The 20249-nt window shown below is 68.3% G+C and carries 14 protein-coding genes; 8 read left to right on the top strand and 6 right to left on the bottom strand.

The features are described 5' to 3' along the window. The first annotated feature begins 21 nt into the window (after window positions 1–21). The 3 genes from ACTHL4_RS16525 (at window position 22) to ACTHL4_RS16515 (ending at window position 3598) form a co-directional block, all read left to right on the top strand. Window positions 22–1488: an NCS2 family permease gene (locus tag ACTHL4_RS16525; protein ID WP_440283857.1), complete on the top strand. Its 1467-nt coding sequence runs from the start codon at window positions 22–24 to the stop codon at window positions 1486–1488. A 141-nt stretch (window positions 1489–1629) separates the two neighbouring features. Further along, window positions 1630–2952 carry a sensor histidine kinase gene (locus ACTHL4_RS16520; RefSeq protein WP_440283856.1) on the top strand — a complete coding sequence of 441 codons (1323 nt, stop codon included), beginning with the start codon at window positions 1630–1632 and terminating at the stop codon, window positions 2950–2952. A gap of 4 nt (window positions 2953–2956) precedes the next feature. Beyond that, window positions 2957–3598 (top strand): response regulator, encoded by a 642-nt coding sequence (locus tag ACTHL4_RS16515; RefSeq protein WP_440283855.1) that lies wholly within the window; start codon window positions 2957–2959, stop codon window positions 3596–3598. A gap of 29 nt (window positions 3599–3627) precedes the next feature. Here the strand turns inward: ACTHL4_RS16515 and ACTHL4_RS16510 are convergent, their stop codons facing one another. Both ACTHL4_RS16510 and ACTHL4_RS16505 read right to left on the bottom strand, forming a co-directional pair. Beyond that, entirely contained in the window at window positions 3628–5274 is a 1647-nt protein-coding gene (locus tag ACTHL4_RS16510) for a DNA repair helicase XPB (RefSeq protein ID WP_440283854.1), read from the bottom strand. A 105-nt stretch (window positions 5275–5379) separates the two neighbouring features. After that, window positions 5380–5952: a TetR/AcrR family transcriptional regulator gene (locus ACTHL4_RS16505; protein ID WP_440283853.1), complete on the bottom strand. Its 573-nt coding sequence runs from the start codon at window positions 5950–5952 to the stop codon at window positions 5380–5382. Between the two features lie 119 nt (window positions 5953–6071). Between ACTHL4_RS16505 and ACTHL4_RS16500 the strand changes: the two genes are divergently transcribed. From ACTHL4_RS16500 to betT, 3 genes are read left to right on the top strand one after another with little or no spacing between them, the layout of a single operon-like run. Beyond that, window positions 6072–7559 (top strand): aldehyde dehydrogenase family protein, encoded by a 1488-nt coding sequence (locus ACTHL4_RS16500; protein ID WP_440283904.1) that lies wholly within the window; start codon window positions 6072–6074, stop codon window positions 7557–7559. Window positions 7560–7576: 17 nt separating this feature from the next. Then, complete coding sequence (betA, locus tag ACTHL4_RS16495) at window positions 7577–9319, top strand: choline dehydrogenase (protein ID WP_440283852.1); 1743 nt, start codon at window positions 7577–7579, stop codon at window positions 9317–9319. Continuing rightward, window positions 9316–11370 (top strand): choline BCCT transporter BetT, encoded by a 2055-nt coding sequence (betT, locus tag ACTHL4_RS16490; protein WP_440283851.1) that lies wholly within the window; start codon window positions 9316–9318, stop codon window positions 11368–11370. The genes betA and betT overlap by 4 nt, the downstream gene beginning before the upstream one ends. 615 nt (window positions 11371–11985) lie before the next feature. Here betT and ACTHL4_RS16485 read toward each other — a convergent pair. The 3 genes from ACTHL4_RS16485 to ACTHL4_RS16475 form a co-directional block, all read right to left on the bottom strand. Then, on the bottom strand, window positions 11986–12525 hold the full coding sequence (locus tag ACTHL4_RS16485; RefSeq protein WP_440283850.1) for a YbaK/EbsC family protein: 540 nt from the start codon (window positions 12523–12525) through the stop codon (window positions 11986–11988). Between the two features lie 43 nt (window positions 12526–12568). Further along, window positions 12569–13105 (bottom strand): putative immunity protein, encoded by a 537-nt coding sequence (locus tag ACTHL4_RS16480; protein WP_440283849.1) that lies wholly within the window; start codon window positions 13103–13105, stop codon window positions 12569–12571. A 125-nt stretch (window positions 13106–13230) separates the two neighbouring features. Then, the gene (locus ACTHL4_RS16475; protein ID WP_440283848.1) at window positions 13231–14790 is read right to left on the bottom strand and encodes a M20/M25/M40 family metallo-hydrolase; all 1560 of its coding nucleotides are present in this window, start codon (window positions 14788–14790) and stop codon (window positions 13231–13233) included. Between the two features lie 218 nt (window positions 14791–15008). On the opposite strand from ACTHL4_RS16475, the gene ACTHL4_RS16470 reads away from it, so the two are divergent. Together ACTHL4_RS16470 and ACTHL4_RS16465 are read left to right on the top strand one after the other, a co-directional pair. Beyond that, complete coding sequence (locus ACTHL4_RS16470; protein WP_440283847.1) at window positions 15009–15938, top strand: hydroxymethylglutaryl-CoA lyase; 930 nt, start codon at window positions 15009–15011, stop codon at window positions 15936–15938. A 103-nt stretch (window positions 15939–16041) separates the two neighbouring features. Further along, window positions 16042–17988, top strand: a complete 1947-nt coding sequence (locus ACTHL4_RS16465; RefSeq protein WP_440283846.1) for a M13 family metallopeptidase — start codon at window positions 16042–16044, stop codon at window positions 17986–17988. A gap of 177 nt (window positions 17989–18165) precedes the next feature. Here ACTHL4_RS16465 and ACTHL4_RS16460 read toward each other — a convergent pair whose 3' ends face one another. After that, window positions 18166–20229, bottom strand: a complete 2064-nt coding sequence (locus ACTHL4_RS16460) for a putative Ig domain-containing protein (protein WP_440283845.1) — start codon at window positions 20227–20229, stop codon at window positions 18166–18168. Window positions 20230–20249 lie beyond the last annotated feature (20 nt).

The raw sequence follows: 20249 nt of genomic DNA, 5'->3' as shown, positions 1-20249 counted from the left end.
ATTGGCCCTACCCTTCTGCCCATGAGCTCACCCGCCCTCGCGCCGAACGCGTTGGACCGCTTCTTCAAGATCACCGAGCGTGGCTCGACGCTCAGCCGGGAGATCCGTGGTGGTCTCGTCACCTTCTTCGCGATGGCCTACATCATCGTGCTCAACCCGCTGATCATCGGCACCGTCCGGGACGACGGCGGCCATGGGCAGGTGCTGGGTGGCGGCACGGACCCGCACTTCGCCAAGATCGCCGCCGCGACCTCGCTGGTCGCGGGCGTCATGACGATCCTGATGGGAACGATCGCCAACTACCCGATGGCGATCGCAACGGGCCTGGGGCTCAACGCTTTCGTGACCTTCTCGATCGCCGCGCTGCCGGACATGACGTGGGCCGACGCGATGGGGCTGGTCGTCCTCGAGGGCATCGTGATGCTGGTGCTGGTGCTGTCCGGCTTCCGCGTCGCGGCGTTCAAGGCGTTGCCGCCGCCGATGAAGACCGCCATCAGCGTCGGCATCGGCCTGTTCATCACCTTCGTGGCGTTCTTCGACTCCGGCTTCATCCGGGCCGGCGCCGGCACCCCGGTGCAGCTGGGTGTCAACGGTCAGCTGAACGGCTGGCCGTTGCTGGTCTTCTGCATCGGGTTGATCGCGGTGATCGCGTTGTACGTGCGAAAGGTCAAGGGCGCCATACTGATTGCGATCCTGGGGACCACAGTGCTGGCGGTCATCGTGCAGGCGATCTGGCAGCCCGGCGCCAACCCGGACGGCAAGAACCCGACCGGCTGGGGGCTCAACGTGCCCAAGCTGCCGACCGACTGGATCGCCACCCCGGACTTCAGCCTGGTCGGTCATTTCAGCCTCTTCGGCTCCTTCACCAAGATCAGCGTCATCACCGCGTTGCTGCTGATCTTCTCGCTGGTGCTGGCCGACTTCTTCGACACCATGGGCACGATGGTGGCGATCGGCAGCAAGGGCGACCTGCTGGACGAGACCGGGACGCCGGCCGACGCACAGAAGATCCTGGTCGTCGACTCCGTCGCCGCCGCGGCCGGCGGTATGGCGTCGGTGAGTTCCAACACCGGTTACATCGAGTCGTCCGCGGGTGTCAGCGAGGGCGCCCGCACCGGCCTGGCTGCTGTGGTCACCGGCGTGCTCTTCCTGTTGGCGACGTTCCTGTCGCCGGTGGTCGAGGTCGTGCCGTACGAGGCGGCCACGCCGGCGCTGGTGCTGGTCGGCTTCCTGATGATGCAGCAGGTCGGCGGGATCGACTGGCACGACTGGGACATCGCCATCCCGGCATTCCTCACCATCGTGCTGATGCCGTTCTCCTACTCGATCACCGTCGGCATCGGCGCCGGGTGCATCGCCTTCGTCGTGGTGAAGCTGGCACGCGGCCGGGTGCGGCAGGTGCCGCCGCTGATGTGGCTGATCGCCGGGCTCTTCGTCATCTACTTCGCCATCGCACCGGTGCAGGACGTTCTCGACCGGATCTTCTGATCCCTCTGCTGCGGCTCCTCGCGAGGCGTGCGATCAGCTGATCGTGGTCACGACCCTCCACCTGCGGGTCGGGTTAGCCCGACAGAGAACTGACCGGTTCACGGGATCGGCAGCAGGACGCGCGATTCCTAGCCTCGAGACATGGCATATTCACTGGTGATGAGTGGCGACGCGCAGCCCGGGTCCGGACCGATCGGCAGTCTCGGCGGCCGGCGGCGGGGAGTCGTCGACCGCACGCTGCGCAGCACGCTCTACCTGCTGGTCGCGTGGCCCTTCCATCTGGCCATCTTCCTGGTCGACATCGTCCTGCTCTCGACGGCGCTGTCGGTGGTGCTGGCGCCGGTGGCGGTCCCGTTGGCGATCGTCTGCGCATCCGGGGCGGCCGCGCTGGAGCGCCGACTGCTCAACACCCTGGTCGACGCCGACGCGCCATCGACCCCGCGCGCGCCGGCGATGCGGCCCCTGGCCCGAGCGCCACGGGAGCGGTGGATCGACTACATCGGCCGGATCCTGGCCAGCCCGCGGACCTGGCTGGAGATCGTGTGGACGCAGGTGGCATGGCTGGTCTCGACCGTCACCTGGACGCTGACGATCGGCTGGTGGTCGGTCGCCATCGGCGCGACGGCCTGGCCGGCCTACGGCTGGTCGATCCACGGCCGGAGCGGCAACCAGGATCTGGCGGACCTGATCGGTCTGCATTCGTATGCCGCTGCCGCCGCGACGTATGTCGTCGTCGGTCTGTTCTTCTTCGCGACCCTGCCGTTGTTGATGATCGGGCTCGCTCGAGGTCAAGGGTTGCTGTCCACTGCGCTGCTCAGCCGGGCGCAGCAGGAGGCCAAGATCGCCGAGCTGACCCAGTCGCGGGACGCGGCGAGGGTCGCTGAGTCGGCGCAGCTGTCCCGCCTGGAGCGCGACATCCACGACGGACCGCAGCAGCGTCTGGTCCGGCTGAAGATGGATCTGGCGCGGATGGAGCGGCAGGTCGGCGAGGACAGCCACGCGATCCTGGGTCTGCGGGCCGCCATCGCGTCGACCCAGGAGACCCTCGACGAGTTGCGTGCGCTCTCCAAGGGCATCGCGCCGCCGGTGCTGGCCGACCGTGGCCTGGTCGCCGCGGTGCGTGAAGCAGCCGGGCGTGCCACGATCCCGGTCACGGTGGATGCCGAGTTGCGCGAGGTGATCCTGCCGCCGCACCTGGAGCAGGCGGCATACTTCGTGGTGTCGGAGGCACTGACCAATGTGGCCAAGCACAGCGCCGCGCGGTCGGGACTGGTTTCCATGCAAGTCAACGGAATCGAGCTGATGGTGTCGGTCACCGATGACGGTCAGGGTGGCGCGCACCTCTCCAAGGGCAGCGGGCTGCTCGGCCTGCAGAACCGCGTGCGATCGGTCGGTGGCACGCTGGCGGTCGAGTCACCGGTCGGCGGACCGACCACGGTGCTGGCGGTGCTTCCTCTAACCTGACCACATGCGCATCGTGGTGGCCGACGACTCGACGCTGCTACGAGAGGGAGTCCAGCTCATCCTCGGCGACGCCGGACACCAGGTGGTGGCCGGCGTCGGCGACGGAACGGCGCTGATCGAGGCAGCGCTGCGCGAGCGACCCGACCTGATCATCACCGATGTGCGGATGCCACCGAGCGGCACGGACGAAGGGCTTCGGGCGGCGGTGCGGATCAGGGCGGAGTGGCCAAACGCGCCCATCTTGGTGCTGTCGCAGTATGTCGTCGAGGCGTATGCCGACGAGTTGCTCGCCGCCGGCACCGGATCCATCGGATATCTGCTCAAGGACCGGGTGGGTGACATCGACGAGTTCCTCGCCGCGGTCGAATCGGTCGCCGGTGGCGGCACTGTCCTCGACCCACAGGTCATCGCGCAGTTGATGACCAGGCGCCGGGATCCGTTGGCAACATTGACACCTCGTGAGCGGGAGGTGCTGTCGCTGATGGCGCAGGGCCTGTCCAACGCCGCGATCGCCGGACGGCTGGTCGTGACGTCCGGAGCGGTCGAGAAGCACACCCAGCGCATCTTCGCCAAGCTGCAACTGTCCCCGGAGGACACCGCCGGTCACCGCCGGGTGCTCGCGGTGCTGGCGTTCCTGCGCGACTGACACTGGCGTCGGTCGAGTGCCGGACACCTTCAGTCGGCGGCGGGTATGTCGTCCGCGTCGACGATCCGGTAGGCGTAACCCTGCTCGGCGAGGAAGCGCTGCCGGTGTGCGGCGAACTCGGCGTCGACGGTGTCCCGGGTGACCACGGTGTAGAAGTGCGCGGTCCGGCCGTCGCCCTTGGGGCGTAGCACCCGGCCGAGCCGTTGCGCCTCCTCCTGACGCGAGCCGAACGTGCCGGAGACCTGGATCGCCACGCTCGCCTCGGGCAGGTCGATCGAGAAGTTGGCGACCTTGCTGACCACCAGCTTGTTGATCTCACCGTCCCGGAACTGCTGGAAGAGCTTCTGTCGCTGCGCGACCCGCGTCTCGCCGGTGATCAGGTCGGCGCCGAGACGCGCGGCGAGCGACTCCAGTTGGTCCAGGTACTGCCCGATGACGAGCGTCGGCTGGCCGTCGTGCTGCCGGACCAGCTCCTGCACCACCGACTCCTTCACCGGTGCGCAGGACGCGAAGCGGTAGCGGTCGTCGGGTTCGGTTGTCGCGTACGCCATGCGGTCACTGTCCGACAGCGTCACCCGGACCTCGACGCAGTCCGCGGGGGCGATGTACCCCTGTGTCTCGATGTCCTTCCACGGGGCGTCATACCGCTTGGGGCCGATGAGGGAGAAGACATCGGACTCGCGGCCGTCCTCGCGCACCAGCGTCGCGGTGAGCCCGAGCCGGCGGCGCGCCTGCAGGTCGGCGGTCATCCGGAAGATCGGCGCCGGGAGCAGGTGCACCTCGTCATACAGGATGAGGCCCCAGTCGCGCGCGTCCAGCAGTTCCAGGTGCGGGAAGACGCCCTTCCGCTTGTGCGTCAGCACCTGGTAGGTCGCGATGGTGACCGGGCGGATCTCCTTGCGGGCACCGGAGTATTCGCCGATCTCGTCCTCGGTCAGCGAGGTGCGCGCCAGCAGTTCGTCGCGCCACTGCCGCGCGGAGACAGTGTTGGTGACCAGGATCAGCGTGGTCGCCTTGGCCTGCGCCATCGCGCCGGCGCCGACGAGTGTCTTGCCGGCGCCGCAGGGGAGTACGACGACGCCGGAGCCGCCGTGCCAGAAGCCGTCGACGGCCTGCTGCTGGTAGGGCCGCAGTGACCAGCCGTCCTCGGTCAGGTCGATGCGGTGCGCTTCGCCGTCGACATACCCGGCGTCGTCCTCGGCCGGCCAGCCCACCTTGATCAGCTGCTGCTTGATGGCGCCGCGCTCGGAGGGATGCACCAGCACGCTGGAGTCGTCGAGGCGGTCGCCGACCATCGGCGCGATCTTCTTGTGTCGCAGCACCTCGGCCAGCACCGCGGTGTCGGTCGTCGTGAGGACGAGGCGGCCCTCATCGTCCTTGCGCAACAGCAGCCGCCCGTAGCGGTCCATCGTCTCGGCGATGTCGATCAGCAGCGGATTGGGCACCGGGTAACGGCTGTAGCGGATCAGCGCGTCGACGACCTGCTCGGCGTCGTGCCCGGCGGCGCGGGCGTTCCACAGCCCGAGTGGCGTGACCCGGTAGGTGTGCATGTGCTCAGGTGCGCGCTCCAGCTCCGCGAACGGTGCGATCGCTCGCCGGGCTTCGGTCGCCAGAGGATGATCGACCTCCAGCAGCACGGTCTTGTCGCTCTGGACGATCAGCGGTCCGTCGGTCACGCGGGTGTTCCCTTCGAGAAGTTGCCGATTAACCGTAACGACCGGAGCCGGCCAGTTCTTCCGCCACTGCGGCGCTCTCGCCTCGCGCGCACCCCGTCCGCGTGGTCAGAGGGCGGTCGGGTAGCCGGCGAGCAACGCCCTCGCGCACGCCTCGCCCTCGTCGATCGCGACGTGATACTCCTCGCGCAGCATGGTGGCCATCGTGCCGGTGTAGGCGATGAACAGCGCACTCGCCAGCGATCGTGCCCGGCGTCCGGCGATCGGGCGGGAGTGCTCCAGCAGCCGGTCGCGCAGCAACTGGGTCTCCTCGGCGAGCACCGCGGTCAACCGTTCGCTCGGGTGCGGTATGGCGGCAGCCGCGCCGCTGAACGCGCACCAGCGCTCGGTCAGGTGGTCGCGCTGGTAGACCCGCAGGGCCGGCCAGAGTGCGAGCAGTCGCTGCGCATCGGTGGTCGCGCGGGAGATCTGCTCGTCCCACACCCGGGTCCACACCTGCAGGCGTCGCTGCAGTGCCGCGGTGACCAGCCCTTCCTTGTTGCCGAAGTGCGAGTAGAGGCTCGGCGGTGAGGCGCCGGCCCGCCGCAGGATCACGTCGACCGGTGTGGAGACGGAACCATCCATGAAGAGGACCTCGTCGGCCGCATCCAGCAGCCGATCGCGCACGGGAGCTGTTCTCACCCCGCGAGTATAACGCTCGTTATGATATAACGGTCGTTATCGAGTCGCCGGGTGGCTGCACGACCGGGTCGCGCGACGAGACCACGCAGCCAGAACCATGGAGGACACCTGTGCCGAGCATGTTCATCGACGGACAGTGGTGCGACGCCGCATCGGGTCGCGAACGCCAGATCATCTGCCCCGCCGATGGATCCGTCGTGGCGACAGTGCCCGAGGGTGACGCGGCGGACGCGGCACGTGCCGTGCGGGCCGCCCGGCAGGCCTTCGACCGCGGCGAGTGGACCGGCACCGGCTCGACCGATCGTGCTCGTCTGCTCTTCCGGCTGGCCGACCGGCTGGAGCAGCAGAAGGACCAGGTCGCCCGGCTCGAATCGCTCGACACCGGCAAACGGCTGGTGGAGTCTCGCATCGACATGGACGACATCGTCGCTGTGTTCCGGCACTTCGCCTCGCTCGCCCAGGCGCAGGCCGGCCGCGTCGTCGACACGGGCATGGCCGATGTGTCCAGCCGGGTGATCACCGAGCCGGTCGGGGTGTGCGCGCTGATCACGCCGTGGAACTATCCGCTGCTGCAGACGGCCTGGAAGGTGGCGCCCGCGCTGGCGGCCGGCAACACCTTCGTGCTCAAGCCGAGCGAGCTGACCCCTCAGACTGCGGCCTGGCTGATGGGCGCGCTGGCTGACCTCGGCCTGCCGGCCGGGGTGGCCAACCTGGTGCTCGGCAGCGGCGCCACGGTCGGGGCGGAGCTGACCACGTCGCCGCTGGTCGACCTGGTGTCCTTCACCGGCGGCGTCGAGACCGGACGGACGATCATGGCGGCCGCGGCCGGCACGGTGAAGCGCGTGGCCCTCGAACTCGGCGGCAAGAACCCCAATGTCGTCTTCGCCGACGCCGATCTGCCCGCCGCGATCGACAACGCGGTGACTGCCGTCTTCCTCGACTCCGGACAGGTCTGCTCGGCGGGCGCCCGGCTGGTGGTGGAGGAGGAGATCCACGACCAGGTCGTCGAGGAGATCGTCCGTCGTGCCCGGCACATTCGGCTCGGCGGGCCGTTCGACGAGAATGCCGAGACCGGCCCGCTGATCAGCGAGGACCACCTGCGCAAGGTGGCGTCATACGTCGAGACCGCCGTGCAGCAGGGCGCCCGGCTACGCTGCGGGGGCGTGCGCGCCGGCGGCGAGCTCGCGCACGGCTCCTACTACCTGCCGACCGTGCTGGACGACTGCACCAGCGCGATGGACTGCGTGCACGACGAGTCCTTCGGCCCGGTGCTCACCGTCGAGACCTTCTCGGGTGACACCCGCGACGAGGCCGAGGACGCTGCCGCCCGCATCGCCAACGACACCGTCTACGGCCTGGCCGGTGCGGTCTGGACCGACGACGCCGGACGCGCGGAGCGTATGGCGCGCCGCTTGCGTCACGGCACGGTGTGGATCAACGACTACCACCCCTACGTGCCGCAGGCCGAGTGGGGCGGCATGAAGCAGTCGGGCATCGGCCGGGAGCTCGGCATCGCCGGCCTGGCCGAATACCAGGAGACCAAACACATCTGGCACAACACCCGGCCCGCCCCGGCCGGCTGGTTCGCCATACCCGAGGACGACTGAACGCAGAGGAAGACGAGATGAAACAGAGTTATGACTACGTCATCGTCGGCGGTGGATCCGCCGGCTCCGCGCTGGCGAACCGGCTCAGCGCCGATGCATCGACCTCGGTGCTGGTGCTGGAAGCAGGACGTTCGGACTTCGCCCTCGATCCGCTGATCCACATGCCGGCCGCGCTGATGTTCCCGGCGGGAAACCCGCTCTACGACTGGGCCTACGAGACCGAGCCGGAGCCGTTCATGAACGGTCGGCGGGTCGCCCACGCGCGCGGCAAGGTGCTCGGTGGCTCCAGCTCGATCAACGGGATGATCTTCCAGCGCGGCAACCCGGGCGACTACGACAAGTGGGCCACCTTCGACGGGATGGAGCAGTGGGACTACGCGCACTGCCTGCCCTACTTCAAGCGCATGGAGTCCTGTATGGCGGGGGCGGACACCTGGCGCGGCGGCTCCGGCCCGCTGCGGATGGAGCGCGGCCCGGCCAGCAGCCCGCTCTTCCAGGCGTTCTTCGAGGCGACCCAGCAGGCGGGATATCCGCGCACCGACGACGTGAACGGTTACCGCCAGGAAGGCTTCGCACCGTTCGACCGCAACGTGTTCCACGGCAGCCGGCAGAGTGCATCCCGGTCTTACCTGTGGCCCGTCCGCGGCCGCACCAATCTCGACATCGCCACGCTCGCGACGGTCACCGGGCTGCGTTGGGAGGGCGATCGCGTCACCGGTGTCGACTTCCTGCGCGCCGGACGTCGGCGCCATACGGTGCAGGCCGGCGAGGTCATCCTGTGCGGTGGTGCGTTCAACTCGCCGCAGCTGTTGCAGTTGGCCGGGGTCGGTGATCCCGAGACGCTGCGCGCGGCGGGCGTGACGCCGCGGATCGAGCTGCCGGGCGTGGGCGAGAACCTGCAGGACCACCTCGAGGTCTATCTGCAGCACAGCTGCCTGCAACCGGTGTCGATCGCACCGTGGCTGAAGAAGTGGAAGGCGCCATACATCGGGGCCCAGTGGCTGCTGTTCAACCGCGGCGTCGGCGCGACCAACCACTTCGAGGGAGGCGGCTTCATCCGCACCAACGACCAGGTCGCCTACCCGAACCTGATGTTCCACTTCCTGCCAATCGCAGTGCGGTATGACGGCACCGCCGCCGAGGGCGGTCACGGCTACCAGGTGCACGTCGGACCGATGAACTCCGACGTGCGCGGCCACGTGCGCATCAAGGACGCCGACCCGCGGCACAAGCCGGCCATCCGGTTCAACTACCTGTCGACCGAGCGGGACCGGCGCGAGTGGGTCGAGGTGATCCGTGCCGCCCGGCACATCCTCGATCAGCCGGCCTTCGCCACCTTCGACGGTGGCGAGATCTCGCCCGGACCGTCGGTGCAGACCGACCAGGAGATCATCGACTGGGTGGCCAAGGATGCGGAAACCGCCCTGCATCCGTCGTGTTCGGCGAAGATGGGCACCGACGAGATGGCGGTGGTGGACCCGGCGTCGATGCGGGTGCACGGCACCGAGGGGCTGCGCGTCGTCGACGCATCGGTCTTCCCGACCATCACCAACGGCAACATCTTCGCGCCGGTGATGATGGTCGCCGAGAAGGCCGCCGACCTGATCGCCGGCAACACCCCGCTGGCCGCTGAGCACGCACCGGTCTACCGCGCCGGCGCGGGCATGCCGATCCACCCGCAGGGTGATCCGCGCAACGACGCCTGGGACGCGCCATCGACGGTGCCGAGCGCCGAGCAGGCCATGGGGGTGGGCCAGTGAGCATCACCGAAACCTCGTCCGAACCAGCGGCACAGGAGCCGACGCCCGAGAAGCAGGGCGCGCAGCCGACCACCAAGTGGACCGTGCTGATCGTCACCGGCGTCTTCATCGCCGGGGTCGCCGGCTGGGCGATGCTGGACACCGACTCCGCCGCCACGGCGCTCGGTGATGCCGTGAGCGCCATCGCCGGCGGCTTCGGCTGGTTCTACATCGCGCTGGCCACCGCCGTGCTGGTCTTCGTGGTGTATGTCGGACTGCGTTACCCCAGAGTGCGATTGGGCAAGGACACCGATCGTCCGGAGTTCTCGACGTTCTCGTGGGCGTGCATGCTCTTCGCCGCCGGCATCGGCACCGACGTGATGTTCTTCGCGGTGGCCGAGCCCGCCACGCAGTACCTGCATCCGCCGCAGGGCAAGGGCGGCACGCTGGACGCCGCGCGTGAGTCGACCGTGTGGACGCTGTTCCACTACGGCATCACCGGCTGGGCGATGTACACGATGATGGGCATCGCGCTGGGCTACTTCGCACACCGCAAGGGTTTGCCGCTCGCGGTCCGCTCCGCGCTCTATCCGGTGCTGGGCAAGCGGATTCGCGGTCGCTGGGGCGACGCGGTAGATATCGCCACCGTGCTGGGCACGATCTTCGGGGTGGCGACCTCGCTGGGCATCGGGGTGGTGATGCTCAATGTCGGCCTCGACGTGCTCTTCGGCATCGACCAGGGCCTGCCGGCGCAGATCGGGCTGGTGGCGCTGGCGGTGATCATGGCCACCGTCTCGGCAATCTCGGGCGTGGACAAGGGGATTCGCTTCCTGTCCCAGCTGAACGTGCTGCTGGCCATCGGCCTCGCCCTCTGGGTGCTGGTCACCGGCAGCACCGGTTTCCTGCTGCGCGCGCTGGTCATGAACGTCGGCGACTTCGTGTCGATGTTCCCGGGTATGACGATGGACACGATGGCCTACGACCACCCCAGCGACTGGATGAGCGCGTGGACGTTGTTCTTCTGGGCCTGGTGGATCGCGTGGGCGTCCTTCGTCGGGATGTTCCTCGCCCGGATCTCCAAGGGCCGCACCATCGGTCAGTTCGTCTTCGGGACGCTGACGATCCCCTTCCTCTACATCATCATGTGGGTGTCGATCTTCGGCAACAGCGCCGTCAAACGGATCCGCGACGGGGACACGACGTTCGGCCAGCACGCGGTCGATTCACCGGAGCAGGGCTTCTTCGATTTGCTGCAGCACTACCCGCTGCCGCTGTTCCTGGTCGGTCTGGCGACGTTCGTCGGCCTGCTGTTCTACGTCACCAGTGCCGATTCGGGTGCGCTGGTGATGGCCAACCTGTCCTCCGATCTGCCCGACTCCGAGGTGGACGCGCGGCCGTGGCTGCGGATCCTGTGGGCGGCCGCGACCGGAGTGCTGACCGTGGCGATGCTGATGGTGGGCGGCATACCGGCGCTGCAGAACGCCACCATCATCATGGGATTGCCCTTCGCGGTGGTGATGATCCTGGTGATGCTCGGTCTGCACCGAGCACTGGAGGCCGAACGCTTGCAGGCGAGCGCGTTCCGAACATCGTTGCCCGCCACCGCGATCGGCGGACCGGAGCTACGGCGCGCAAGCGGCTGGCGGAGCCGGCTGAGCCGATCCCTCGGCGCGGTGAGCATCCGGCAGGCGGCGCGCCGGATGGACACCGTGGTCCTACCCGCGTTGCGTGAGGTGGCCGAGGAGTTGAGTGAGCGAGGCGTGGAGGCACGCATCGTCACCGAGGACGACGTGCGTGCACCGATCGTCCGGGCGGTGGCGTTGGAGGTGCCTGGCAGCGAGGCCGGCGCATCCTTCACCTACTCGGTGCGCATCCGCCGCGCGAAGGCCCCGTCCTACGGGTCCCGGATGATCGAGGCGGACGACACGACGGCATCGCTGGAGGTGGTGTTGCCCGGCGGCGGCACGTACGACGTGCTGGACTACTCGGCCGACCGGATCGGCCACGACGTGTTGGACCACTACCAGTGGTGGGCGTCGTCGCAGGCCGCCGTGGCCGACGCGCTGGCCTGATCGGTCCGGCTCCCCGTGCCGTTTCCGCCGGAGACGACTACCTCGAGAGGTCAATGGATGTCGCGAGTTTCGTCTCTCGCGACATCCGTTGACCTCTCACCGGCGACGAGCATCGCTCTCGCTCGGAGGTCATCCAATACGCGCTGCGCACGCACTTCGGTGAGTCGGTCTACGTGCCGTCCGACGCGGAGCGTCGTGCCCTTGTCGAGGACCTCGACGAGTTCGACCAGCACCCCGGCGCGCGACGCGAGTGGGACGACGTCCGTCGTGAGCTGTGGCCGAACAAGTGACTGTTGTCCTCGGCGAGCTCGCGGTCGAGGATCTGCGGCGTGCCCGGGACCACTACGCGCGGATCGATCCCGCGTTGAGCCAGAACTTCGCCGACGCGTCCGACACCGTGATCTCTCGCATCGGGGCCTTTCCGCACGGCGCGCCACCAGTCGAGGGGTTCCCCGGCCTGCGGCGGGCTCGAATGCAGCGATTCCCGTACCGCGTTTCTACAGTGACACGCCCGATCAGGATCCCGTCATCCTCGTCGTCCGTGCTGCCCAGCTCCCGCGACACCGGCCGACAGCTCGATGACTAACGGCGGTGGGGACGAGCAGCGGCCGCCCCTCAGCCCGCGAAGGTGCCGACCTCGGCGGCGGGAAGCGCAGTCAGCTCACCGGGTGGGACCAGGCACTTGCTGCGGCGCAGACCGGAGCCGATGACGACCGATGCCGGAGCGTTCGCGACCCGCTCGTCGACCAGCACCGGCCAGTCAGCGGACAACCCGATGGGGGTGATCCCGCCATACTCCATGCCACTCAGCTGCACTGCGTCGTCCATGGGCGCGAAGGAGCACTTGCGCACGTCGAGGAATTTGCGCACCGCCTTGTTCACGTCGGCGCGCGTGGTGGCGAGTATGACGACGGCGGCATACCGGGTGATCTCGCCGCGACGCCCGGCGACGACGACACAGTTGGCCGACAGCTCCGGCGCGGATCGGTAGCGCTCGCAGAATGCCGCGGTGTCCGCGAGTTCGGCGTCGATCTCGGCGACCTCGAGACCCGGCACGGCCTCGACCTGTGCGGCGACCGGATCGCCGAGCAGGTCGAGGCGCTCCGCTGCGGGATGCCAGGTGAGGGTGCCGCGTCCGTCGAATGCGTCAGACATGCCGCCACGATAATGACGACGGACGGCCGCACACGACCGGCGGTCAGTCGGTGTGCAGCGCCGCCTGGATCGTGCGGATGTTCGAGCCGAGCACACCGGTGGCCAGCAGTCCCGCACCGAGTGGGCCGGCCGGGTCCGTCCCGAGTCGGGGGAGCTGTTGCAGTGCCGACCTGGCGGCGGCGTCCAGGTGCCCGATCTGCCACTGGATCTCGTCGGTCGTGCCCGTCGACTCGTCGGCAGCCGCCAGGCCGGCGGCTTTGGCGGCGTATGCCGCGGCGCCGAGCGCGTGAGCACCCATGTGCGCGACGCCGGACGCCTGCGCTGCAGCGCGAGCGGCGGCAACCGCTGCCGGGTCGTGCACGGCACTCGCCGCACGTCCGGCCACGAATCGACGCTTGATCTCGCCGGCGGCGTCGAGTTCACCGCGGGCGAACGCGCGCGCCCGGGCGATGGCGTCGCGGGGCCGGCCGTCCGTCGGCGCCTCGTCCTCGAAGATCGCCAGCACACGTTCGGCACAGTCCGCCGCCCACGCCGCGACGACACGGCGATCGGCTTCGCTCAGTGACTGCGGGGAGGGCATGCCATCACCTTCGCACGGCGTCGTGTCGGGCCGATAGCCCGAGGCACGCTCGCCGCGAGAGGTGAGTAGTTGTCGCTTCGGCGTGTGCAGAACGACCACCACTCACCTCTCGACGACCGACGAGCTCAGGCGCGGAACTGGTTGAACACCCGATACATGAAGTCGGTGCCCTTGTTGAGTGCGTCGACGTAGATGCGCTCATCGTTGCCGTGCATGGCGATGAGCTGGTCGTTGTCGATGACGTAGGGATAGACGCCGTAGCCGGGGATGTTGTGCTCGCGCCACGGCCCGAGGCTCGTGCCCGCTTCGAAGAGTGCGGGCGCGAACGTCGCCTTCGGGTAGGTCTGCGCCGACGCCTTCGAAATGGCTTGGTACAGCGGCGTATCGAGGTCGGCTGGCGGAGTCGCCCAGGTCTTGTCGAGCTGGTCGAGGTAGTCGGCCTCGGACACACCGTCGGGCGTAGCCAGCTTCACGGTGATGCCGCGGTGCTTCATCTTGTGCCGCACCGTCGCGAGGAATTCGCGCGGCTTCTCGCCGCCGGGTATGCCGCGGCAGTTGACGCGCACGTGCGCCTCCGACGGGATCACGTTCTCCTTGTAGCCCGCGTCCTCGATCACGTATGCCGCCGTGGTGTGCAGCAGCGCGTGGTGCAGGTAGGGGTAGTCCGATCCCTTCACCACCAGTGCGGCGGTTCGTTCCAGCTGATGCTGGTTGCGCGCGCGCAGCATCATCCGGATGGCGCGTTCCCACCGCCGGTCGTGCGTGGCATCGGCCAACGCCGAGAAGTATTCGCGGGTCACGGCGGTCAGGTGGACCGGCGCGTCATACTCCCCGAGCTCGGCGACGGCACGGGACAGACCCACGATCGCGGAGTCGGGCATCGGCTTCGACGAATGGGTGGCGGTGCCGTCGGCATACAGGTCGAGGTTGAAGTAGACCTTGTCCTGGCGGGTGACGGTGATCAGCATCGGTGTCGTCTTGTCGGACTGCGCGATGAACCAGCCGCCCTCGGTGAGCACCATGCCGCAGTCGAGCTTGTCCCAGTGGTTCTTCGCCAGCCAGGACGAGCCGTAGTCGCCGGCCTCCTCGTCGCAGTCGGTGAGCACGATGATGTCGCGCTCGAACTTGCCGCCCTCGCCCAGATGACGCAACAGTGCGCTGATGGTGGCGGAGTTGGTGCCCTTCATGTCCAGGGCGCCGCGGCCCCAGATCTGACCGTCCTTGACCACGCCGGCGAAGGGGTCGACCGACCAGTGGTCCTTCTCCACCGGCACGACGTCGGAGTGTCCGAGCAGCAGGACCGGCGCGGCGGAGGTGGTGCCCTTGATCCGGGCCAGCAGGTGGACGTTGTCCGGCTGAGGTGTCGGGATGATCTCCGAGGAGACGCCGGCGGCGTCCCACAGGCCCTTGACCATCTCGGCATACGGCCTCGTCTTGCCGCCGTTGCCGAAGTTCTGCGTGTCGAAGCTGATCATCTTCTGCAACAGGGTCAACGGGTCGTCGCCTGCCGTGGCGGCAGTCTTGTTGCGTATCGGCGCCGCCGCTGCGCTCTGGTCGCTGCCGAGCAGCGTCTCACCGGAGGCGGCGCCCACGGCGATCACCGCGGCGATGCCGCCGGCGCGGGCGAGGAATCCGCGGCGGTTGAGCGTCCGTCCGCGTGGTGTTCGGTCGAGGTCGTCAGTCACGTTCGGCTCCTTGCTCCAGGAAAAGATGTGGTGCAGATCACTCTTCGCATCGCTCGTGACCTGCCGGGTCAAGGCCGGTTCAAGTTCGGTCAGTGGTCGCGTCGGTGAGGCGAGCGGTTGCTCCGGCACGACGAACGACCTGGACCGGTCCGCGGAGTGGACGGGCCGGGCCGAGCCCGGCATACGTGTGCCAGCTCACACAGTGCGATCATGGGCCCATGGACTTGCCACAGGTGGTGTCGATGCCGACCATCCCCGACTCGATCACGATCTACGAAGTAGGCGCTCGCGACGGTCTGCAGAACGAGAAGACCGTGGTGCCCACCGAGGTGAAGGCGCAGTTCGTTCGCCGACTGCTCGACGCCGGGCTGCAGACCGTCGAGCTCACGTCGTTCGTGCCGCCGTCGTGGATTCCGCAGCTGGCCGACGCGACCGAGCTGATGGAACGACTGGGCGACCTCGGCAAGGGTGCCCAGCGACCGGTGCTGGTGCCGAACGAGCGCGGCCTGGACAACGCGCTCGCAGCGGGCGTCGGTGCGGTCGCGGTCTTCGGGTCCGCGACCGAGACCTTCGCTCGCAAAAACCTCAACCGGTCCGTCGACGAGTCGCTGCGGATGTTCGCGCCGGTCGTGGCGCGCGCCCAGGACGCAGATCTGTGGGTGCGCGGCTACGTCTCGATGTGCTTCGGAGACCCGTGGGAGGGCCCGGTGCCGGTCGAACAGGTGGTGGACGTATGCCGCAGGCTGATGGACCTCGGGTGCGACCAACTGAGCCTGGGCGACACCATCGGCGTCGGCACTCCGGGTCATGTCATCGCACTGCTGGATGCGTTGCAGGCCAAGGGGATCGGCACTGACCGCATCGGCGTCCACTTCCACGACACCTACGGGCAGGCGCTGTCGAACACCGCGACCGCGCTCGGTCACGGCGTGCGCGTCGTCGACGCCTCCACCGGTGGCCTCGGCGGCTGCCCCTACGCCAAGTCGGCGACCGGCAACCTGGCCACCGAGGACCTGGTGTGGATGTGCCGAGGTCTGGGCATCGAGACCGGTGTCGACCTGGACAAGCTGGTCGCAACATCGGTCTGGATGGCTGAACAACTGGGCCGTCCGTCGCCGTCGCGAGTGGTGAAGGCGCTGGCGGGTTGAGCGGTCCGGACGACACACGGCGCGACGGCGCGTAGGTTGACCATCAGTCCGACGTATCAGTCAGACGTCCGCGCGGGCGCAAACAGCAATGAGGAGTTCACCCATGAAGTCTGGTCTCATCACCGACAACTTCGATCACTCGGTGCGGCCGCAGGACGACCTGTTCGGGCACGTCAACGGCACCTGGCTCGACAAGACCGAGATCCCGTCCGACCGCGGCCGGTACGGCACGTTCGACCGGCTCCGGGAGAGCGCGGAGGAGGCGGTCCACGCGCTGATCGAGGAAGCGGCCGAGTCCGACTCCCAGCCCGGCACCCCGCGCCGGCAGGTCGGTGACCTCTTCGCATCGTTCATGGACGTCGAGCGCATCGAGAAGGCAGGCGTCAGCGCCCTCGCCGACGATCTGGCCATCATCGACGCCGTGGCGTCGACGTCGGACCTGCTGCGGGCGTGCGGGCAACTCAGCCGCCGCGGTGTCGACACCTTCATCGGCTTCTATTCCATTGCCGATGCGAAGGATTCGGCGCACAACATCCTCTACGTCATGCAGGCCGGCATCGGTCTACCCGACGAGTCCTACTATCGCGAGGACGAGCACGCGGAGGTGCGAGAGCAGTACGTCGCGCACATCGGCCGGCTGCTCGGGCTCGCGGGACTGGACGGCGGACAGGCCGACACGATCATGGCGCTGGAGACCCGCCTGGCCAAGGCACACTGGGACCGGGTGGCGGCGCGCGACGCGGTGAAGACCTACAACAAGCTCTCCCGTGCCGAGCTGGAGAAGCTCACCCCGGGCCTGGACTGGGACGCCTGGCTGGACGGCGTCGGGGGAGAGGCGCGGATCCTTGACCCGGTCAACGTCGAACAGCCTTCGTTCCTCACCGGATTCGCTGAAGCGCTGGCCGAGGAGCCGTTGGATTCCTGGAAGTCCTGGCTCATCTGGCGGCTGGTGTCGGACCGGGCGCCATACCTGCACGAGGCGATGGTGGACGAGCGGTTCGACTTCGCCGGGCGCACGCTGTCCGGCATACCCGAGAACCGTGAGCGCTGGAAGCGCGGTGTCTCTCTGGTCGAGTCGCTGATCGGCGAGGCCGCCGGTCAGCTGTATGTCGAGCGACACTTCCCGCCGCACGCGAAGGCGCGGATGGAGAAGCTGGTCGCCAACCTCGTCGAGGCCTATCGCCGCGACTTCGAGACGCTGTCCTGGATGAGCGAGACGACACGCGCGAAGGCGCTGGAGAAGCTGGCGAAGTTCACGCCGAAGATCGGTTACCCGCAGGAGTGGAAAGACTACTCCGACATCGAGATCCGCGCGGACGACCTGATCGGCAACATCGCGGCAGCCACCGCGTGGGAGGTGGACCGGATGCTGCGCCGGGTCGGTGATGAGGTCGACTCGAACGAGTGGTTCATGACCCCGCAGACGGTCAACGCCTACTACATGCCGGTGATGAACGAGATCGTCTTCCCGGCCGCCATCCTGCAGCCGCCCTTCTTCGACGTCGAGGCGGAGGACGCGGTCAACTACGGCGGCATCGGCGGTGTGATCGGTCACGAGATCGGGCACGGCTTCGACGACCAGGGATCGCGGTACGACGGCGACGGCAACCTCGTGGACTGGTGGACCGACGACGACCGCAAGCGTTTCGATGCGTTGTCGCAGAAGCTGATCGAGCAGTTCAACGACCTCGAGGGCCGCGACGCGCCGGGCAACAAGATCAACGGCGCCCTCACCATCGGCGAGAACATCGGCGACCTGGGCGGCCTGACGATCGGATACAAGGCGTTGCAGATCGCCCAGGAGACCCAGGAGTCGCCCGAGCTGGACGGTTTCACCCCGGAGCAGCGCTTCTTCATCGGCTGGGCGCAGGTGTGGTGCGGAAAGGCGCGTGAGGCCGAGGCCAAGCGGCTGCTCACCATCGACCCGCACTCGCCGGCGGACGCGCGCGCGAACGTCGCACGCAACCTGCGCGAATTCGCCGCAGCCTTCGACGTTTCGGAGTCCGACGGGATGCACCTCGACGAGGAGGAGCAGGTGCGCATCTTCTGACCCGCTTCCGGCGTGCATTGGTCGCGACTTTCGCGGGTGAGGTGGCTGGTGGTGGTGATCCGGTGTGCAGTGGTCGCGACTTTCGCGGGTGAGGTGCCCGGTATCAGTACCTGATGACGAGTCCGGCCCGGTCGGCAGAACGCCGACCGGGCCGAATCGTATTTCAGGACAACGACGTCACGACAGGTTCGTCGTCACGTCGTCCAGCACGAAGGAGGTCTGCAGCGAGGCGTCCTCCGTGCCGGTGAAGGTGAGCTGCACGGTCTGGCCGGCGTATGCCGACAGGTCGATCGTGTGCTTGGTGTAGCCGCTCGCGGCGTTCGCATTCGAGTAGGTCGCCAGCGTCGTCGAACCGGCCTTCACCTGCAGCGTGTCGTACGGCGTCGAACCGTACTCGTCGGTGTCGACGTGCAGATAGAAGGACAGCTGGGCGTGACAACCGGACGGGACCGCGATGCTCTGCGACAGCGTGTCGGTGTGCGACTGGCCGTAGCCGTCGAGCCAGGCGTCATACGAGCCGGCGTGGGTGGGCTCGTAGGAGCCCCACTGCCCGATGATCTGGTTGTTGCTCTCGCTCCAGCTGGCCGCCCCCGATTCGAAGCCGGAGTTCTTGACCAGCTGACCGGAGCACGAGCCGCCGCTGGTGCCGGTGATCGTCCAGGTGAACGTCGTGCTCCCCGTCTTGCCTGCCGAGTCCTTCGCCGTGGCGGTGACCGTGTAGGTGCCCGTCGCCGTCGGCGTGCCGGAGATCAGGCCGGAGCCGTTGATCGACAGGCCGGTCGGCAGACCGCTCGCGCTCCAACTGTATGGCGCAGTGCCACCGCTGGCGGCCAGCTGCAGCGACGCCGCAGTGTTGACCGGGCTGCTCTTACTGCCCGGGTTGGTGACGGACACACCGGAGGTGGTGCCGGCACCGAAGCCGGCCACGCCGTTCGGCGTGCCGTTGCCGGTGGGGCCGTCCCAGCCGACGCCGGCGTTGCACAGCACGGTGCCGCAGCTGCCGTTGTTGCCGCTGGTGACGTCGTTGAAGTCGCCGGTGTGCGAGTAGGACAGGTCGTTGCCGTAGGTGGAGTTGCCCGCGGCACCCGCCAGCGCGGCGGTCGCGGCCAGCAGCGGGGAGGCGAGGCTCGTGCCGCCATACACGCTCCAGCCGCTGCCGCCATAGGTCTGGTAGACCGCCAGGCCGGTGGCCGGGTCGGCGTCCATCGACACGTCGGCCTCCGCGCGCTTGCTGCACGCGGTGTTGACCCCGCTCTGGAAGGACGGCTTCGCCACGTAGGACGAGCATCCGGAGCCAGTGCCCTCGGAAGAGCTTGTCTTCCACACGGATTCGCTCCAGCCGCGGCTGGTGTTGCTGTTCCGGGACAGGGAGGTGCCGCCGACGGCGGTCACGTATGCCGAGGTGGCCGGGTATTCCGCACCGTAGTCGCTGTCGCCCGCGCTGGCCGTGATGAAGACGCCGGGGTGCTTGAAGTACGAGGTGTCGGCGCTGGTGATGCTGCTGTCCTCGCTGCCGCCGTAGCTGTTCGAGACGTACTTGGCGCCTTGGTTGACGGCCTGGTTCACCGCTGCACCGAGGTCGTTCATGCTCGCGGAGTTCGCCTCGACCAGCAGGATGTGGCACGCCGGGCAGGCGGCGCTGACCGCGTCGAGGTCGAGCGAGATCTCCCCGGCCCAACCGCTGTCGGCCGTGGGGAAGCTGTTCGTGGAGCCGCTCTGGCTCATCTTGGTGAAGCAGCCGTTCGCCGTGGTGCAGGACGGCAGGCCGTACTGCTGCCGGTAGGCGGCCAGGTCCGACTCGGCGTTGGGGTCGTCATACGCGTCGACGATGGCCACGGTGGTGCCGGCGCCGGCGGCCGGCAGGTGGTATGCCGACTGGATGTCGCTCGGCCCGTATCCGGACGGTGTCGCGTTGGGTGTCACGGCGTGCGGAACGATCCGGTTCGGCTCCGCCGGGTTGGTCTGTTTCATGGCGAAACAAGTGGCCCATCCCTTGGCAACCCGTTGGGAACACACGTGTTCCGACTTCACCGAGGCCTTGATCGGTGTGCCGGTCATGGTGGGGCTCGGCGTCGCCGCCTTGGTGGAGCGAGCGTGCGCAACGTGCCGCGCGGCCGTCCCGTGATCCGGGTGAGCGTAGGCCGTGCCGCCGGTCATCGCCAGCGGTAGTGCCGCGGCGATCCCGAACAGTGCGACCCCGGCGGCTTTCCTCCGCGGGCGCCGCAGCGTGGATGACGACATCTGGTGTCCTTTCAGGTAAC

It is taken from the genome of Flexivirga sp. (genome assembly GCF_051955415.1).
GTDB lineage: Bacteria > Actinomycetota > Actinomycetes > Actinomycetales > Dermatophilaceae > Flexivirga.
The sequence above is the reverse complement of the archived record's forward strand: the minus strand, read 5'-3'. Positions and strand labels throughout refer to the sequence as shown.

What these genes read in the sequence shown, in the direction of transcription:
- ACTHL4_RS16525 (WP_440283857.1), top strand. Translation starts at nt 22, where the DNA reads ATGAGCTCACCCGCCCTCGCGCCGAACGCGTTGGACCGCTTCTTCAAG.
- ACTHL4_RS16520 (WP_440283856.1), top strand. Translation starts at nt 1,630, where the DNA reads ATGGCATATTCACTGGTGATGAGTGGCGACGCGCAGCCCGGGTCCGGA.
- ACTHL4_RS16515 (WP_440283855.1), top strand. Translation starts at nt 2,957, where the DNA reads ATGCGCATCGTGGTGGCCGACGACTCGACGCTGCTACGAGAGGGAGTC.
- ACTHL4_RS16500 (WP_440283904.1), top strand. Translation starts at nt 6,072, where the DNA reads ATGTTCATCGACGGACAGTGGTGCGACGCCGCATCGGGTCGCGAACGC.
- betA (WP_440283852.1), top strand. Translation starts at nt 7,577, where the DNA reads ATGAAACAGAGTTATGACTACGTCATCGTCGGCGGTGGATCCGCCGGC.
- ACTHL4_RS16485 (WP_440283850.1), bottom strand. Translation starts at nt 12,525, where the DNA reads ATGTCTGACGCATTCGACGGACGCGGCACCCTCACCTGGCATCCCGCA.
- ACTHL4_RS16480 (WP_440283849.1), bottom strand. Translation starts at nt 13,105, where the DNA reads ATGCCCTCCCCGCAGTCACTGAGCGAAGCCGATCGCCGTGTCGTCGCG.
- ACTHL4_RS16470 (WP_440283847.1), top strand. Translation starts at nt 15,009, where the DNA reads ATGGACTTGCCACAGGTGGTGTCGATGCCGACCATCCCCGACTCGATC.
- ACTHL4_RS16465 (WP_440283846.1), top strand. Translation starts at nt 16,042, where the DNA reads ATGAAGTCTGGTCTCATCACCGACAACTTCGATCACTCGGTGCGGCCG.
- ACTHL4_RS16460 (WP_440283845.1), bottom strand. Translation starts at nt 20,229, where the DNA reads ATGTCGTCATCCACGCTGCGGCGCCCGCGGAGGAAAGCCGCCGGGGTC.